This is a genomic window from Aquabacterium sp. (genome assembly GCF_036279655.1).
Taxonomy (GTDB): Bacteria; Pseudomonadota; Gammaproteobacteria; order Burkholderiales; family Burkholderiaceae_C; genus Aquabacterium.
This window is the reverse complement of record NZ_DASUIT010000055.1, coordinates 1-17,211: the sequence shown is the minus strand read 5'-3', so window position 1 is coordinate 17,211 and position 17,211 is coordinate 1. Positions and strand designations below refer to the sequence as shown.

At 66.1% G+C, this 17,211-nt stretch carries 16 protein-coding genes and 2 pseudogenes; 9 read left to right on the top strand and 9 right to left on the bottom strand.

Annotated features, from left to right (window positions below):
- The first annotated feature begins 1 nt into the window (after position 1).
- On the top strand, positions 2–1,204 hold the full coding sequence (locus VFW84_RS06080; RefSeq protein WP_329679545.1) for an acyl-CoA desaturase: 1,203 nt from the start codon (positions 2–4) through the stop codon (positions 1,202–1,204).
- Between the two features lie 34 nt (positions 1,205–1,238).
- The gene (locus VFW84_RS06075) at positions 1,239–1,607 is read left to right on the top strand and encodes a YkgJ family cysteine cluster protein (protein WP_329679544.1); all 369 of its coding nucleotides are present in this window, start codon (positions 1,239–1,241) and stop codon (positions 1,605–1,607) included.
- On the opposite strand, the gene VFW84_RS06070 is transcribed toward VFW84_RS06075, so the two are convergent.
- Together VFW84_RS06070 and VFW84_RS06065 are read right to left on the bottom strand one after the other, a co-directional pair.
- Positions 1,581–1,862: a hypothetical protein gene (locus VFW84_RS06070; RefSeq protein WP_329679543.1), complete on the bottom strand. Its 282-nt coding sequence runs from the start codon at positions 1,860–1,862 to the stop codon at positions 1,581–1,583. The genes VFW84_RS06075 and VFW84_RS06070 overlap by 27 nt on opposite strands.
- A 71-nt stretch (positions 1,863–1,933) precedes the next feature.
- Positions 1,934–4,444, bottom strand: a complete 2,511-nt coding sequence (locus VFW84_RS06065) for a DNA internalization-related competence protein ComEC/Rec2 (RefSeq protein ID WP_329679542.1) — start codon at positions 4,442–4,444, stop codon at positions 1,934–1,936.
- Between the two features lie 197 nt (positions 4,445–4,641).
- Here VFW84_RS06065 and VFW84_RS06060 point away from each other — a divergent pair, with 197 nt between their 5' ends.
- The 5 genes from VFW84_RS06060 (at position 4,642) to gloA (ending at position 8,651) form a co-directional block, all read left to right on the top strand.
- A complete protein-coding gene (locus VFW84_RS06060; protein ID WP_329679541.1) occupies positions 4,642–5,097 on the top strand; it encodes a RidA family protein in 456 nt (151 codons plus the stop codon).
- Between the two features lie 15 nt (positions 5,098–5,112).
- The gene (locus VFW84_RS06055; protein ID WP_329679540.1) at positions 5,113–5,607 is read left to right on the top strand and encodes a disulfide bond formation protein B; all 495 of its coding nucleotides are present in this window, start codon (positions 5,113–5,115) and stop codon (positions 5,605–5,607) included.
- Complete coding sequence (locus VFW84_RS06050) at positions 5,594–7,426, top strand: chorismate-binding protein (protein WP_329679539.1); 1,833 nt, start codon at positions 5,594–5,596, stop codon at positions 7,424–7,426. Before VFW84_RS06055 ends, VFW84_RS06050 begins: the two co-directional genes overlap by 14 nt.
- 154 nt (positions 7,427–7,580) lie before the next feature.
- Positions 7,581–8,153, top strand: coding sequence for a fasciclin domain-containing protein (locus VFW84_RS06045; protein WP_329679538.1), 573 nt, complete (start codon positions 7,581–7,583; stop codon positions 8,151–8,153).
- A gap of 96 nt (positions 8,154–8,249) precedes the next feature.
- Positions 8,250–8,651 (top strand): lactoylglutathione lyase, encoded by a 402-nt coding sequence (gene gloA, locus VFW84_RS06040; RefSeq protein WP_329679572.1) that lies wholly within the window; start codon positions 8,250–8,252, stop codon positions 8,649–8,651.
- A 32-nt stretch (positions 8,652–8,683) separates the two neighbouring features.
- Here the strand turns inward: gloA and aroC are convergent, their stop codons facing one another.
- The 3 genes from aroC to VFW84_RS06025 form a co-directional block, all read right to left on the bottom strand.
- Positions 8,684–9,784, bottom strand: a complete 1,101-nt coding sequence (aroC, locus tag VFW84_RS06035) for a chorismate synthase (RefSeq protein ID WP_329679537.1) — start codon at positions 9,782–9,784, stop codon at positions 8,684–8,686.
- Positions 9,785–9,875: 91 nt separating this feature from the next.
- Positions 9,876–10,343, bottom strand: coding sequence for a CBS domain-containing protein (locus VFW84_RS06030; protein ID WP_329679536.1), 468 nt, complete (start codon positions 10,341–10,343; stop codon positions 9,876–9,878).
- A 183-nt stretch (positions 10,344–10,526) separates the two neighbouring features.
- On the bottom strand, positions 10,527–11,768 hold the full coding sequence (locus tag VFW84_RS06025; protein WP_329679535.1) for a YihY family inner membrane protein: 1,242 nt from the start codon (positions 11,766–11,768) through the stop codon (positions 10,527–10,529).
- Between the two features lie 20 nt (positions 11,769–11,788).
- On the opposite strand from VFW84_RS06025, the gene VFW84_RS06020 reads away from it, so the two are divergent.
- A complete protein-coding gene (locus VFW84_RS06020; protein ID WP_329679534.1) occupies positions 11,789–12,235 on the top strand; it encodes a DUF2069 domain-containing protein in 447 nt (148 codons plus the stop codon).
- Positions 12,232–13,692, top strand: a complete 1,461-nt coding sequence (locus tag VFW84_RS06015; RefSeq protein ID WP_329679533.1) for an FAD-binding oxidoreductase — start codon at positions 12,232–12,234, stop codon at positions 13,690–13,692. Before VFW84_RS06020 ends, VFW84_RS06015 begins: the two co-directional genes overlap by 4 nt.
- A gap of 10 nt (positions 13,693–13,702) precedes the next feature.
- Here the strand turns inward: VFW84_RS06015 and VFW84_RS17505 are convergent.
- From VFW84_RS17505 to VFW84_RS06000, 4 genes and pseudogenes are all read right to left on the bottom strand, one after another.
- Positions 13,703–13,795 (bottom strand): annotated as a pseudogene (locus VFW84_RS17505) (PEP-CTERM sorting domain-containing protein); the annotation flags it as partial.
- A gap of 369 nt (positions 13,796–14,164) precedes the next feature.
- Positions 14,165–14,848: pseudogene (locus tag VFW84_RS17500) on the bottom strand (alkaline phosphatase PhoX); the annotation flags it as partial.
- A 410-nt stretch (positions 14,849–15,258) separates the two neighbouring features.
- A complete protein-coding gene (locus VFW84_RS06005; protein ID WP_329679531.1) occupies positions 15,259–15,849 on the bottom strand; it encodes a PEP-CTERM sorting domain-containing protein in 591 nt (196 codons plus the stop codon).
- A gap of 25 nt (positions 15,850–15,874) precedes the next feature.
- Positions 15,875–17,211, bottom strand: a 1,337-nt coding sequence (locus tag VFW84_RS06000) for a PhoX family protein (RefSeq protein ID WP_329679530.1), incomplete at its 5' end; no start/stop codon positions are given.

Here is a 17,211-nt window from a genome sequence, read left to right as displayed (position 1 = left end):
CATGAACACCTCCCAAGAACACGCCCTGGATGACGACAGCATTGCCCTCCGCGCGCCGCAAGCCCAGCCCCAGGCTGTAGCCCATGCCACGGCAGCACGCTCCCGCAGCCGCACCCTGAGCGGGGACGAGCTGGAGCGCTTCGGCGCCGAAATCGACGCCCTGCGCGCCCGCACGGTGGCCGACCTGGGTGAGCGTGATGCCCGTTACATCCGAGGCATTCTCAAGGCCGTGCGTTTCACCGAACTGGGTGGGCGTGTGCTGCTGATGTCCGGCCTGCTGCTGTCGGGTGTGTGGATGTGGGCTGTGTGGGCCCTGGGCGTGGCGCTGCTGGCCGTCTCCAAGATCCTGGACAACATGGAGCTGGGGCACAACGTGATCCACGGCCAGTTCGACTGGATGGGCGATCCGCACCTGCAGGGCAAGACCTTTGAGTGGGACATCGTCGGCACCAGCGACAACTGGCGCAAGACACACAATTTCAAGCACCACACCTACACCAATGTGCACGGCATGGACGATGACATCGGCTACGACGTTCTGCGCCTGTTCCCCGAGCAGAAGTGGCACCCGGCGACCTTGTTCCAGCCTGTGTATGCCGTGATCTTCGCGCTGCTGTTCCAGTGGGGCGTGGCCATCCAGAACCTGCGCGTGGGCCGCGTGTTCATTGGCCGCGTCACCTGGCGCCAGTTGCTGCGCGAGGCCGCCCCCACGCTGCGCAAGGCACGCCGCCAGTTGGTCAAGGACTACATTGTCTTCCCTCTGCTGGCCTGGCCAGTCTTCGGCATGGTGTTCCTGGGCAACCTGATCGCCAACGGCATCCGCAATGTGTGGACCTACACCGTCATCTTCTGCGGTCATTTCACGACCCATGTGCAGACCTTCCCCAAGAGCGTCCTCAAGAACGAGACCCGTGCGCAGTGGTATCAGCGCCAGATCATGGGCTCGTCCAACCTGTCGGGCAGCAAACTGCTGCACATCATGACGGGCAACCTCAGCCACCAGATCGAGCACCACCTGTTCCCGGATGTGCCGGCCAACCGCTATGCCGAGATGGCTCCGGTGGTGCGCGACATCTGCCAGCGCTATGGCCAGTTCTACAACACGGGCTCCATGCCCGGGCAGTTCGGTCAGGTGATCTGGCGCATCCTGCGCTACTCCTTCCCCAGCCGGACGACGGGAGCATTGGCGCAAAGCTCACGCTGAGCGCACCCAAGCCTGCGCCACTAAAATGGCGCGCATGAGCGCCCAGCGACTGCCCACGCCTGAAGAAGACAGCCAGACCTGCCAGCAATGCGGCGCCTGCTGCGCCTACTTCCGCGTGTCCTTCTATTGGGCTGAAGCCGACGATGCCCCCGGCGGCACGGTGCCCGTCGGGCTGACTCAGCCACTCACACCCCATCTGCGCTGCATGCAGGGCACGTCCGAGCGTTCACCCCGCTGCACCGCCCTGCAAGGCACCATCGGCCAGGGGGTGAGCTGCGGCATCTATGCGCAGCGCCCATCGTCCTGCAAGGACGTGAACCCAGGGGACGCCAAATGCCTCAAGGCACGTGCGGCCCACCAGTTGCCCTCGCTGAACTCAGAGCTCATCGCCCTCAGAGGATGAGAACCCCAGGCTGAAGCCGATGCGGATGAACACCGCGACCACCAGAGCGGTCATGCCCACCACCAGCCACTGAGGGGCCCCGAAGGACGACAGCGGCTCCCCCACCAAGCTGATGCCCACCGGCAAGCCCACCAGGAAGCCACCGATCACGCCCAGCCGTTCAGGCGTGAGATGACGCTCCTCAGGGTCTGAATCCGGTCTTTCAGAGTCAGACGGATGGAGCCTGCGCCCCGGGGGAAGGATGGAGTGAGCCATGGCACACCTCCTATGTTGCAGTGCAACAATGGTAGATCCAAGCGGGCTGGTGTGCATCCAAACCCAAGCCCTCAGTGAGGTTTTGGGGTCGATTCGACAGCATCCGTCGAAGCGTGCCAATATCGCCGTTGAAGTTCGCGCCAGCAATACCCGGATGTCGCCTCGTCCGAGCGCCAGAGCCAGGCCCCGCACTCCGTCGTGCGGCGCACGCTGATCCCCTTGACCCGATACCGATCCACCACGCTGCGATGCGGATGCCCATACCGGTTGCGCACGCCTGACTGGATCACCGCCATCTGGGGTGACACCGCCTCCACAAACGCATCCGTCGATGAAGTCTTGCTGCCGTGGTGCGGCACCACCAGAACCTCCGCCTTCAGTGCCTGCGGATCGCGTGCCAGCAAGGCGGCTTCCTGCTCGGCCTCGATGTCGCCGGTCAGCAAGATGCGTCGACCATGGGCTTCCACCCGCAGCACACAGGACAAGGCGTTGTCGCCCAGTTCATCCCGGCTGGCCAACTCGGACGCCGAGGGGTGCAGGACCTCGAAATTCACCCCGTCCCAGGACCAGCGCTGGCCCGCCTCGCACATGACATGAGGCGGGCGCTCACCCGATCGGTCGGACCACTGCCTCAGTTCGTGGTCAGCGGCCAGAGAGGTCCGCAATTGCCGTGTCGGCACCGCGCGCAGCACGGAGACCGCTCCGCCCACGTGGTCGGCATCGCCATGGCTGATCTGCAACTCGTCAAGCTGGCGCACGTTCACGGCCCGCAGCAGCCCCACCAGGACACGTCGCCCGGCATCGTTCTCGGGCGACAAGCGGGGGCCCGTGTCATAGAGCAAGGCATGAGCGGCCGTGCGCACCAGCACGGCCGTGCCCTGCCCGATGTCCACCACCGTGACCTGCACCTCCCCATGGGGCGGCGCCGGCTGGATCTGGCTCAGAGAGGTCGGCCACAGCAGCGGCAAGAGGGCGGGCCAGGCCAGCACCCGCCAACGCCAGGGCACGGGTGCCAGCATCCAGGCCCCGGCCATCAGGCCCAACGCCGCGGCCCAGAAGGCCACCGCCGGCCCCTGAACCACAGCCCAGGGACTCTCGGCCAGAACACGCAGCCCGGCCATGCTGCCTTGCACCACCGGCGTCAGGGCATCCCACAGACGCGGCTGCACATAGCCCAGCATGGCCAGGGGAGTGATGATGAAGGAGAACAGCGGAATGCACACCAGATTGGCCAGCAGCCCCACCAGTGACACCGCCTGAAAGAACACCAGCGACAAGGGAGCCAGCCCGGCAGAAGCCACCGCCTGGGTGCGCCACAGGCCCTTGGCGGCCAGACGCAGCTTCATCCACCACGGCATGGCAGGCAGCAGTACGGACTCCCCGCCTGCCAGCATGAGCAAGCCCACGGCGGCAAAGGAAAGCCAGAAGCCCGCTTGCGTCAGGGCCCACGGATCACGCAACGTGACAGCCACGGCCGCCGCCAGCAGCACCAGAGGCCAGGGCCAACGGCGCCCACCGCTGTGCAGGAGCGCCACCATCGCCAGCATGAGCACCGTGCGCTGGGCCGGGATGCCCCAGCCGGCCATCAAGGCATAGAACCAGGCCCCCAGGACCCCGGCCCAGCGGCTGGCCGCGGGCGCCGGCAGCCAGTGCATCAGGCGCACCGAGCGGCGCCACAGGCGGGCCACCCCTGCCGACACCAGCCAGCCCATCATGGTGATGTGGAGCCCGCTGATCGAGGCCAGGTGGGCCGTGCCACTCGCCCGCAGCACCTGCCAGTCGTCGTCATGGATGGCCGACTGATCGCCCACGGTCAGACCGATCACCAGCCCCGCCACGCGTGCATCGCTCACATGCGCCAGCACGCGGTCACGCAGGCGGGTGCGCCAGCGGTCGATCAGGCCACGACGCCCTTGCGCCTCCTGGAGCAAGGCGGCCCGGGGCAGGGACTCGTCCACCCCTTTGCTCAACACCTTGCCCTGGGCTCGCAGCCCCCGCTCGAACATCCACAGCTCGCTGTCGAATCCCCCCGGGTTGCGCAGGCCTCGCACCTCATGGAGTGAGGCCTGCCAGCGCCAGGTCTGCCCGGGCAGCAGACGCTGGCCGGGCTCGGGCTGCCAGCTCAGCGACACCCGCCCCGGGCAGACCGCACTGGCGGGTACCCCCGGCAAGGCCCAGGCTTGACCGGCCCGCCAGCGTCGTCCCTGCCAGAACACCTCCTGCACCTGCACTTCCAGGCCCGTGCCCCACAGGCGCGGCTGCGGCATCGCATCGATGTGCGCGGTCAGGATGAGCGCCTGATCGGCCAGCGCATCGGGCCAGACCTCCTGCACGCCCTGGGCCGCACGCCATTGCGTCTGACCCCAGCCCAGGCAAGCGGTCATGAGACACCAGCCTACAGGGATCAGGAAACGCCCTCGCGCCGCGCCCCGATGTCCCAGACATGAGAGAAGCGCGCCAAGCAGCACGCCCAGCGCCCCCACCATCCAGCCCTCTGGCCCGTCGCCCACCTGCGCCTGCTGCGACTGCAGGGCCACGCCCCCCAGCCAGCACAGCATCGCCCAGGCCCAATGAATGACCATCGGCGCCCCTCCCCCTGCCTGTCTTGTGTGTTTTTGCCCGCCCCGATCCATGCAGGGCTGCGGCTCAGTGTAGGATCAGGTGGTCCATGCCAGCCCGCCCCGAGCACCCCATGAAGTGGGCACTCCTCGCGGGGCTTGCCATGCCGGGCCACTTGTGCCTGAGCGTTTGACGAACCTCATCACCCACACACCAAACCATGTCCATCGCCGACCGCCTGCAATCTCTGGGCATCACCCTGCCGCCCGTGGCCACACCTGCCGCTGCCTACCTGCCCTACATGCGCACGGGCCAGTTGGTGTTCCTGTCCGGTCACATCGCCAAGAAAGATGGCCAGGTCTGGACCGGTCAACTGGGCAAGACCATGGGCACCGCTGAAGGGCAGCAGGCGGCCCGTGCGGTGGCCATCGACCTGCTGGGCACGCTGCAAGCCGCCGCGGGCGGTCTGGACAACGTGGTGCGCATCGTCAAGGTCATGAGCCTCGTCAACAGCACCAGCGAGTTCACCGAACAGCATCTGGTCACCAATGGGTGTTCCGAACTGCTGGCCGAGGTCTTCGGCGAAGCCGGTCGCCACGCCCGCAGCGCCTTTGGCGTGGCCCAGATCCCCCTGGGTGCCTGTGTCGAGATCGAACTGATCGCCGAAGTGCGCTGATCGCCGCCTGCCGCCATGAGCACCTTGTCGCCCCGTCTGATCCTGGCCCTCTCGGGCCTGGCCTGTGCCGCCGCAGTGGTCGGCGCCCTGGTCAGCCAGCATCACTTCGGCATGCTGCCTTGCCCCTGGTGCATCCTGCAGCGCATGATCTTCATGCTGCTGGCCGTGTGGCTGCTGTTGGCCGCCGCCCTGCCGTGGTCAGGCCTGCGTCGGGCCATGGCGGGCCTGGCCGTGCTGCTGGCCGGCAGCGGCGTGGCTGCGGCCCTCTATCAGCACTTCGTGGCCGCCAAGCTCAACTCCTGCGCCCTGACACTGGCCGATCGCATCATCACCGCCACCGGGCTGGACCTGCGCTGGCCCGATGTCTTCGAGGTCAAGGCCAGTTGCGCGGACGCCGCCGTGAGCCTGCTGGGCGTGCCCTACGAGTTCTGGGCACTGGCCCTGTTTGCGCTGGTGGGCGTGCTCGCTCTGGTGAGCGCCCTGGCCCGTCCGGGACATGCTCGATCTTGACCCCAGCCTGCCCACCGCCCTGCTGGATTTTCCCGGGCAGGATGGCGGGCGGCAACGCTGGCATTTCGGGCAGCCCATCCGCTGGCTGGTCGCCCATGACCCGGCCCAGGTGCCCGCCCTGCTGGACGATGCCCATGCACAGGCACAGGCAGGCCGGTGGTGCCTGGGGTGGGTGGCCTATGAGGCCGCCCCGGCCTTCGACCCCCATCTGCCAGTCAAGGCCACCGCACCGGGGGCCGTCTATGCGGCCTGGGCCATCTTCGATCACGCCGAACCCGGCTGGCCGGAGCCGCCCTCCGCTGATTGGCATGCCGGCCCCTGGCAGCGGGCATGGGACGATGTCACCCTGGCACGCCAGATCGAGCAGATCCGCGAGCTGATCCGCCAAGGCGAGGTCTACCAGGTCAATCTGACGGCGCCCCTGGAGGCACCTTTGCAAGGCGCCAGCCACGGTGAGGCGCCCGCCCATACCGGAACACTGCACGCCCTGTTTGCGGCCCTGCAGCGCAGCCAGCCTCAAGGCTATGGGCTGATGCTGGATGCCCGCCAGGTCAGCCGCCAACCCGGTGCCGTGCTGAGTGTCTCGCCCGAACTCTTCTTTGACTGGGACGGCACCCACATCACCACACGCCCCATGAAGGGCACGGCGGCGCGGGGTGCCGACGAGGCCTCGGACCAGGCTGCCGCCGAGCACCTGAAGCACAGCATCAAGGAGCGCGCCGAGAACCTGATGATCGTGGACTTGCTGCGCAACGATCTGTCGCGCGTGGCCGATGTCGGCTCCGTACAGGTGCCCTCCTTGTTCGATGTCCAGGCCCTGCCTACCGTGTGGCAGATGACCTCGACCATCACGGCCCGCACGCCACCACAGACCCGTTTGAGCGAGGTGTTCGCCGCGCTCTTTCCCTGTGGGTCGGTCACCGGCGCGCCCAAGCGCCAGGCCATGCACCACATCGCCAGGCTGGAGCGCACGCCACGCGGCGTGTACTGTGGCGCAGTGGGCCTCATGGCACCGGGAGGCCGCGTCACCTTCAACGTGCCCATCCGCACGGTCAGCGTCTCCACGCCCCCGCCACCCGCGCCCTGGCGCGTGCAATGCGGCATCGGCAGCGGCATCACCCTGGATGCCACGCCCGAGGGCGAAATCCGCGAGTGGCAGCACAAACAGGCCTTTCTGCGGCGTGCCGAGCATCCCTTCGATCTGCTGGAATCCCTGCGGCTTCACAACGGCGAGTGCGCCCGCCTGGAGCGCCACCTGTCGCGACTGGCGCGTGGCGCGCATCACTTCCATGTGGCCACGCCCGCCTCATGGCCTGAGCTGGCCGCACGCGTCCGCGAGGCCCTGTCCACCGTGGCGCACCAACACCCGCAGGGCACGTTCAAAGTGCGCCTGCTGGTGAACGCCCAGGGGGGCGTGCTGGCCGAGGCCGCACCTCTGCCAGACACCCCCCCTGGGCCCACCGTCGTGCTGGCCCAGGTGCCCATGCCCGAACCCGACGAGTTCATCTGGCACAAGACCACCCGTCGAGCGGCCTATGCGCCGTTCAAGCCCCCATCGGGCTGCCTGGACACCCTGCTCTTCAACACGCGGGGGGAGATCACCGAATTCACCATTGGCAACGTGGCCGTGTGTCTCGAGGGTCAATGGCTGACCCCACCCGTCCGCTGTGGCCTGCTGCCCGGCGTGATGCGTGAAACGCTGCTGTCGGAAGGGCGCCTGCGGGAAGCGGTGATCACGCTCGACGACCTATCTCGGGCCCAAGGCCTGGCACTGATCAACAGCGTGCGTGGCTGGATCGACGTGACACTGACACACTGACCGTCCGCTCGTCTTCGGACGCAGCACTTCACCAAAGCCCCGATTTTTTTGTGGATTTATCCACACCTTGGGCAAAAAGTGCACAATAAATACCGATCAGTCACAATAAATACTGATCAGTAAATCCATCAACGCCACTCTCCGGAGATCCATCATGCGCACTTCCGTCACAGCCAAGCCGTCCCGCCTGAACTCCTGGGGTCTGGGCAGCGCCCTGATCGCCGCCGTGTTCAGCGTCACCGCAGCCCCGGCGCACGCATCTGGCGCCTCGCTGTCGGCCTACGTCCAGTGCCGCAATGCGGCGGTCACCCACTTCCCCGGCACCATCGTGGACGCTGCCATCGCCACGCCCGAACTGAGCACCCTTGTCAACCTGGTGGTGGCCGCTGATCTGGTGGGCCCGCTCTCAGGCAAAGGCCCGCTCACGGTGTTCGCCCCCACCAATGACGCCTTCGCCAAGGTCCCTGCCCCCCTGCTCAGCCTGATTGGCAGCAACACCGACCTGCTGACCTCGGTGCTGACCTATCACGTCACCCCCGGCACGGTCGATCCACGCCGCCCCTTGCTGCCCAGCCAGGTCAAGACCCTGCAGGGTCAGAGCGTGTTCGTGGGTTTTGATGCCGACGGGGCCTCGGTCAACCAGTCTGTCGCCGCCTGCAAGGGCGTGAAGACCACCAACGGCACCGTGTGGATCATCGACAGCGTGCTGCTGCCCCAGTTCAAGTGAGCTGAGCGCATCGAGGGGTTGAGCGGGCCGGGCTTCACGCCGGCGCCTCAACCCTGGCAGACTGTCGGTCCTGCTTTCATGAACTTCATGACCACCATGCGTCTGCTGCACACCATGCTGCGCGTTGGCAACCTCCAGCGCTCCATCGACTTCTACACCCAGGTGATGGGCATGCAACTGCTGCGCACCACCGACCGGCCCGAACAGCAATACAGCCTGGCGTTCCTGGGCTACGGCGCCAACCCCGAGCATGCCGAGCTGGAGCTGACCTACAACTACGGCGTCGAGCGCTACGAGATGGGCACGGCCTACGGACACATTGCCATCGGCGTGGACGACATCGTCGCCACCTGCGAGGCCGTGCGCAGCAAGGCAGCGGCCCTGGGCGGTGGCATCACGCGCGAGCCCGGCCCCGTCAAGGGCGGCAAAACGCTGATCGCCTTCATCACCGACCCCGATGGTTACAAGGTCGAACTGATCCAGCACGGCACGCTCTGAAGGGGCCCCCGCACTCCGGCCAGGGCCTTGCCTCAGGGCTTGAGGGCGGCAATCACTGGCGTGCTCACACGCACGTCGCCACATTGCGCCCGGTGGCGCAAGGCGTGGTCGATCAGCACCAGCGCCAGCATGGCCTCGGCAATGGGGGTCGCGCGGATCCCGACACAGGGGTCGTGCCGGCCAAAGGTTTCCACCGTGGCGGCTTGCCCGTCCAGATCGATGGACGGGCGCGGCAGGCGGATCGAGCTGGTGGGTTTGATGGCCATCGACACCCGGATGTCCTGCCCGGAGGAGATGCCCCCCAGCACACCACCGGCGTGGTTGGAGACAAAGCCCTCCGGAGTGAGTGCATCGCCATGCTCGCTGCCCTTCTGGGCCACGCAGGCAAAGCCATCACCAATCTCCACACCCTTGACCGCATTGATGCCCATCATGGCGTAGGCGATGTCGGCGTCCAGCTTGTCGAACAAGGGCTCGCCCAAGCCCACCGGCACGCCTGTGGCCTCGACATAGAGGCGCGCGCCGCAGGAGTCGCCCGACTTGCGCAGCTCGTCCATATAGGTCTCCAGGGCCTCGATCTGGCTGGCATTGGCGGCAAAGAAGGGGTTGTGGTGCACATGCTCCCAGCCCTCGAACTGGATGGCCACCTCGCCGATCTGGCTCATGTAGCCTCGCACCTCGGTGCCGAACTGCTCGCGCAGCCACTTCCGTGCCACCGCACCGGCAGCCACCATGGGGGCCGTGAGGCGCGCGGACGAGCGCCCACCACCCCGTGGGTCGCGGATGCCGTACTTGTGCCAGTAGGTGTAGTCGGCATGGCCGGGGCGGAAGGTCTGCAGGATGTTGCCGTAGTCCTTGCTGCGCTGGTCGGTATTGCGGATCAACAGGGCGATGGGCGCGCCCGTGGTCTTGCCCTCGTAGACACCCGACAGGATTTCGACAGCATCGGGCTCATTGCGCTGGGTGACGTGGCGCGAGGTGCCGGGGCGGCGGCGATCCAGATCGGGCTGGATGTCGGCCTCGGACAGGGTCATGCCCGGAGGGCAGCCATCGATCACACAGCCGATGGCGGGGCCGTGCGATTCGCCGAAGTTGGTGACGGTGAACAGGTGTCCGAAGGTGCTGCCAGCCATGGGAATGGATCAATCGTGCGTGAAAGGCGTATTGTCCCCCAAAGCAAAACCCGGCACGCGGCCGGGTTTCACATCAGGGGCAAGCCGGTGATCAGAGCAGGGCCTGTCGCTCGCCCTGATGCTCGTCCACGGGCCAGTCGCGGATGTAGGCCTTGAGCATGCGGTTCTCGAAGTCCTGGCTATCGACCACGGCCTTGGCCACGTCGTAGAAGGAGATCACGCCCACCAGGGTCTTCTGGTTGAGGGCGGGCATGTAGCGCGCATGGCGGCTGAGCATCATGCGGCGCACTTCATCGATCTCGGTTTCAGGGGTGCAGGTCAGGGGATGGTCGTCCATCACGGAGCTGACCCGCTGGTCACCGAAAGCGCCGCCGTTCTTGACCGTGGCCTGGATCAATTCACGGAAGGTCAGCATGCCGACCAGATCGCCATGTTCCATGACCACGAGCGAGCCGATATCGTGTTGCGACATGGTGGTGGCTGCCTCGGAGAGCAGGTCGTCGGGTCGGACGGTGAACAGCGTATTGCCTTTGACACGCAGGATGTCGCTGACTTTCATGGACGGGTCTCCTTATCGTCGGGATCGATGGTCTGAGCGAAAGGTTGATCAAACCACCCGGTGGACACACGGCGGACACAATCGACCGCAAAGCCGCAGCCACGTTGAAGATGGCCTTGCTGCAATATAGCCGTGATCAGGCGACTCGCCAATGGGGAAATGGGCCGCCAAGCCCGAGTTTCCTCAGTATTTGTCCCCGTTGCCGACCCCGCCCTCATCGGTCAGGGCCTCCTGCAGGCTCATGCGGTCGAGCCCGCCATGCCGCCAGAAACCCGCCGACCAGGCATCGCTGCGCAGCAACAAGCGCTGAACCAGGGGCCCCACTTTGGTGCCATTGGGGTCACACAGCAGCACATAGCGTCCGCCTTCATCGGCCTCGGGCTCGTCAAGCAAGGCCACCCAGTCCAGCTCCTGCAAGGTCTCTACAATGGGCTCGATCTGCAAAGGGTCGGTGCCCAGCCGCTGGGCCAGGGCCATCGCGGTGTAGCCCGCCTGAGGCTGGTGCTGCACGCCCGCCAGCGCCCGCACGATGGCCAGTGCCATCTGGAACTGGTAGCCCGGCGTGTCCGGCCAGCGCTTGACCTGGGACAGCAGGCTGGGCGCGTAGGCCGCGACCACAGCCCCCAGCAGCACGATCAGCCAGCTCAGGTAGATCCACACCAGAAAGATCGGCAAGGCCGCAAAGGCGCCGTAGATCGTGGCGTACACCGGCACCTTGGAGAGGTAGACCGCCAGGCCCTTTTGCGCCAGCTCCAGCCCCACCGACACGAACAGCCCACCCGAAAGCGCATGTTCCCAGCGCACATGGGTATTGGGCACATAGCGAAACAGCGCCGCAAAACCCGCTGTTTGCAGCACGAAGACGACCGATCCCAGCAGAAAGCCGACCCCACCCGGCAGCGCCCCCACCCAGCCACGTGAGGCCGACACCAGATAGGAACTCACCGACAGGCTCGCGCCCAGCAACAAGGGTCCCAGGGTCAGGGCCGCCCAGTACACCAGCACCCGCTGGGCGATGGGGCGCCGACGGCGCACCCGCCAGATCGCATTGAGCGTGTGGTCGATGGTGAGCATCAGCAGCATGGCCGTGACCCCCAGGGCAATCAGGCCCACCCCCCCGAGCTGACTGGCCTTGTCGGCAAAGCGCGTCAGCATGATCATCACCTGCTTGGCGATGGCATCTGGCACGAAACCGGCCAGGAACTGTGTCTCCAGCGCCTTGCGAAAGCGCGAGAACATCGGGAAGGCGCTGAACAGGGCCAGCATCACGGTCATCAGCGGCACCAGCGCGATGGTGGTCGTGAAGGTCAGGCTGCCCGCCGTCACGCCCAGTTGATCCTCGCGAAAACGCATCCTCAAGGTCTTGAAGGTGGCCAGCCAGGGCCACTGCTGCAAGGCCGTGATCAATCTCCGGTATGAAGTCATGGCGGCTATCATGCCATCCCATGACTGCCGCCCCATCCATGCCCGACGAGCTCAACCCGGCCACCCACCCGCCCGAGCGCCTGACCTTGATCCACCGCTGGCGCGCCGTGGCGGTGCTGTGCACCGTCTCGCTGATCGTGCTGGGGCTGCTGTGGGAGCTCCAGCTGGCCCCCTTGCAGGGCGGCACCGGTGCCCTGGCCTTCAAGGTGCTGCCCCTGAGCCTGGCCATCGCCGGCCTGCTCAAGCACAAGCTCTACACCTACCGCTGGATGTCGCTGCTGGTGTGGCTGTACTTCACCGAAGGCATCGTGCGCGGCACCACCGACCAGGGACTCTCGCAGCAACTGGCCTGGCTGGAGCTGGCCTTGAGCGTGCTGCTGTTCGTGACCTGCGCCGTGTACGTGCGCCTGCGCCTGAAAGTACTGCCCCCCAAGGACCAGCGCCCCAAGCAGGACCCCGAGGCATGAGCGACACCGGCACCTGGCTCGCCGCTCTGGCGCGTGACCTGGGGCCGGCCGGCCTGTGGCGCCCCGGCATCGAGGCCGATGACGCCCAGCTTCAGCCCCATCTGCAGGATTGGCGCCGTCGCTATGAAGGCCGCGCGCTGGCCATTGCACGGCCAGTCGACACGGCCCAGGTCGCGCACATCGTGCGTGCCTGTGCAGCTCAGGGCGTGCCCATCGTGCCGCAGGGTGGCAACACCAGCCTGGTGGGTGGCTCGGTGCCCGATGACAGCGGCCAGCAACTGGTACTGAACCTGCAGCGCCTGCGCCAGGTGCGCCACCTTGACGCGGCCAACCTCAGTCTCACGGCCGAGGCCGGCTGCACGCTGCATGAGGTGCAGCAAGCCGCCGACAGCGCCGGGCTGCTCTTTCCGCTCAGCCTGGCCTCCCAGGGCACTTGCACCCTGGGCGGCAATCTGGCCAGCAATGCCGGGGGCACCCAGGTACTGCGCTATGGCACCGCGCGCGAGCTGTGCCTGGGCCTGGAAGTCGTCACCGCACACGGCGAGATCTGGTCCGGCCTGTCCGGCCTGCGCAAGGACAACACCGGTTATGACCTGCGCGACCTGTTCATCGGCAGCGAAGGCACGCTGGGCATCATCACCGCGGCCACCATGCGCCTGTATCCGCGCCCGCGTGGCCAGGCCACGGCCCTCGTGGGCTGCGGCAGCGCTGCCGAGGCCGTGACCCTGCTGCAGCTCGCCCGTCAGGAACTCGATGCCGGCCTGACCGCCTTCGAGGCCATGGCCGCCCTGCCCCTGCAACTGGTGCAGCGTCACCATCCCGAGGTCGCGGCGGTGCTGGCCGCATTGACGGAGTCATCTGCGCGTGGTCTGCCTGCCTGGGTCGTGCTGATCGAGAACGTGAGCAGTGAGTCGAGCGGGCATGCGCACACCCGGCTGCATGCGCTGCTGGAACAAGCGCTCGCCCAGGGGCTCATCCACACCACCGCACTGGCATCCAATCAGACACAACAGCGCGCCATGTGGCAGTTGCGAGAAGCCATTCCGCTGTCCGAGCGCGCGGAAGGCCTGATGGTCAAACACGATATCGGCCTGCCCGCCTCCGCCATCCCGGCGTTTGTGTCGACCTGCGAACAAGAGATTGCCGCGCGCTGGCGTGACGCCCGCATCGTGTGCTTCGGTCATCTGGGAGACGGCAACCTGCACTACAACGTGCAGCCGCCCGCCGACGCATCCAGTGGAACTGCGTTGATCCGCTTCGAGCGCGAGGTCAATGACATCGTCTTCGACCTCGTTGCGCACTTTGGCGGCACGCTGTCGGCCGAACATGGCATCGGGGTCTTGCGCCGGGACGAACTGGCCCGGCGCAAGCCTCCAGTGGCGCTGCACATGATGCGCGCCATCAAGCGGGCCCTGGACCCATCCGGATTGATGAACCCGGGACGGGTCCTGAGCTGATCGGCCTGAATCAGCCCTGGCGACGACGACGAGCGAACAAGCCCATCACGCTCAGCCCGGCCAGGACCATGGCATAGCTCTCGGGCTCGGGCACGGCAGCCACAGCATCGATGCGCATGAGGCGGTCCACACCACTGTTGGGGTGCTGCACGTTCACATAGGCCACATTGGGGTTGGTCTTGTCGAAGTACAGACCCGTCGGCTCGGCGCCCACGGTCGACATGGAGGCCCAACGAGCCATCGACTCGGCCACGCCATCCTTGTCGGCATCGCGGGCAAACCAGATGTCGGCCTGACCACCGGGCTGATCTTCGATCACATAGATGTTGCCTTCAGCGTCGACGGCCAGGTTGTCCGGGTTGGTCAATGCCGCCCCCACGGCCAGGCCCGTGGCCTCGTCCACCGTGCTGCGGCTCAGGAAACGCTTGGCTTCGCTGGTGGCCAGGTTGAAGGAGTAGACCTCGTGGGTCGTGGTGGTGGCGATGTAGAGCACCTCATCGCCATTGCCCAGCACCTGCACTTCCAGGTCTTCGGGGCGCTGGTAGTCCGTGCCACCCACGGTGTTGGCCGTGGCGCGGCCGTCGATGGAGCCATCCACCGCCAGGGTGGACACGCCAGCGAGGGCACCACCATTCACGTCCGAAATCGCGCGCCAGGTGATGGCACCGGTGGCATTGGCATTGCCACCACCATTGACCGCCGCCACGAAAGTCTGGCCCGCAGCAAAAAAGTCATTGCCGTTGCTGGCATTGGGGTTGGCCGACACGTACTTGTAGATGCTGCCGCCATTGAGTTCATCAATGAAATACAGGCTGTTGTTCTTGTCGAAAGCCAGCCCCTCATGCGAGACACGGGGCAGGATGCTGCGATGCAGGAAGGACGTGGTCGTGGCATCGGTGGTGGCCACCGGGTTGGTCACCTCGAAGAGACGGCCCTTGGTGCTGCCCGTGCCCCACGACTCCTCAGCCGTCAGGTAGCTGCCCCAGGGGGTCCAACGAGACGCGTCACCAGACACGAAACCTTGCGTGCCCGAGGTCACGATGGTCTTGGTGACACCGGTCAGCAGGTCGGTACGCTGCACGCCACCGGTGCCCGTTTCAAAAGGGGCAAACAGGTAACGACCGGCATCCGGGCCGGATTCGTTGGCCGTGATCATGTCCCAGTTGCCGCTATTGCTCTCGCCATTGGCCAGTTGGGTGGCGCGATCGGCAATGGACACCTGGGTCCAGTTGGGGTTGGCCAGCTGGAAGGGAGCAGACTCGGGCAGAGACCCTGCAGCCACGCTGGATGCCAGCGGGGTGAATTGATCAAACTGGGTTGACGCGGCAAAGGCCGACGAGGTGGTTGCCAGAACGGCAACGGCGATGAGGGACAGCTTCATGGATTGACTCCGGGTGATGGGATGCGCTGCGGACAACAGCCCAATCACCTTATCGACGCCATGTGTCAGGCAGTTTGCCAAGCCGCGACAGTTCCGTGTCGGTCCGTAGATCGAACGGCTGCGGGGGTCCCTTCGCAGGGCCCCCGCTCAATCCATCACCGATGAAGCGTTGTCCAGGCGCTTGATCAGGAGCCTTGACGACGGCGACGCGCCATCAGGCCCAGCACGCCCAGGCCACCGAGCACCATGGCATAGGTCTCCGGCTCGGGCACGGCCACGGTCACCGAGAAGGCATCGCCCACCTGGCGGCCCGCCAGACTCAAGGTCCAGTCAGTGGCGCCGGGCGTCTGCAAGGGGTTGCCGATGTAGAGCTCCGACGTCCATGCCGGGCTGAAGCTGGCCCAGGCTGCGGTGCTGCTGGCACCCGAGCCGGACACCGCCACGAAGCCATCCGTGGTGATGCTGCTGGGCGGCGAGGCAAACGTGGCGCCATGGAGCAGCACATGGATGCTGCCCAGGCCCTGGCCACTCAGATTGCGCACCAGGCTGCTGAAGCTCAACTGAGAGCTCACCAGATCGGAGGCTTCCACACGGAAGTTCAAGGTCACCGACGACAGTTGCGCCAGATCGATGTCAAAGGACAGCAGATCCGCCGCCGAGTAGTTGGTCACGAGGTTGGACGCCGCGCCCGCGGCGCCTTCGAACGTGGCCGCCGAGGCCTGCCCGGCCAGGACGATGCCCAGGGCCATGGCGCCAGCAATGTGCTTGATTTTCATGATGAACATCTTTCAGGAAACAGGATTACAGGGAGCCGTTGGCCCAGGGGCCGGTGATGGCAAAGGTCACACCCGGGGTCTGGATGTTGACGAACAGGTAACGGCCCGTCGGGTCGAAACAGGCACCGCAGAACTCGTTGTCGCGGTGATCGCCTGCCAGCGAGCTCAGCTTGCCGGCGGCACTCATCTGGGCCGAGGTGGTGTTGATGTTGTTCTTGGCGAAGATGGACACCTTGCCGTCGTCATGCAGCGACATCAGGCGCAGGCCCTTGCCGAACTCGTCGGTGATGCTGCCGCCGTCTTCGCAGATCAGCAGGCCGCCACGGGGGCTCACCGTGATGTTGTCACCCATGGTGCCCACGCTCATGCTGGGTGACGAGTAGATGCAGACCATGACCTGGGTGGCCAGATCCAGCTCCCAGATGGTGCCCTGCGACACGGGACCACCCGAGGTGTCCATCACGTACAGCTTGCCCTCGAAATACCACACACCCTCCCCACGGTTCATGCGCAAGGCACCTTGTTGCCAGCCTTGCACAAAGGGACCTGCCGCATTGGTGATGGTCTGGCCATTCAGGCCCGTGGCATTGCCACGGTTCTGGTCCGGGTTGGCGATGGTGACCCACTCCAGCGCATGGGTGTCGCCCAGTTGGGCGCCGATCACGCTCACGTTGTTCTGCCCCACGACCTTGGCCATCTGCAAGGTGCCGCCCAAGGCCAGAGAGCCAGGCGTGCCCGAGGTGTTCGTCGGCACGTAACGGTAGAAGCCGGACTTGCCTCCCGAGTCCTCGGTCAGATAGACGATGCCGGTGACAGGGTCCACACCTGCGGCTTCATGGGCAAAGCGGCCCATGCCGATGATGGGCTGGCCGGTGGTCTGCAGCGGGTCGGCCGTGACTTCGAAGACATAGCCGTGCTTCTTGCCCGCCGCACTGACCGCGTCGGAGCCGACTTCTTCGCAAGTCAGCCAGGTACCCCAGGGTGTGAGGCCGCCGGCGCAGTTGGTGCGGGTGCCGCCCAAGCTGGGTTCTGTCTTGATCCACTGGCCGTCTCGGAAGGTCAGATTGGTCGTGCCGCCAGCCGAATAGCTGCTGCCTCCCACCACGCTGGCGCCGTTGTCGTACACACCTGGCGCGCCAAAGAAGGTGGCATCGCTGCCCGTGCTGCGCTCATGGTTGCGAACCAGCACCATCTCGGTGCTGCGGCCCACTTTGCGCGTGGTGATGACAGCCATGCCGTCATGCGAGCCGGGCGTGGCCTTACCATTGGCCATCGGATCGCCCGTCCAGCCATAGCTCTTGTAGCTGAAGCCTGCAGGCAACTGCAGCAAAGGCAGCCCGGTGGTGAGATCGTTCACCGGTG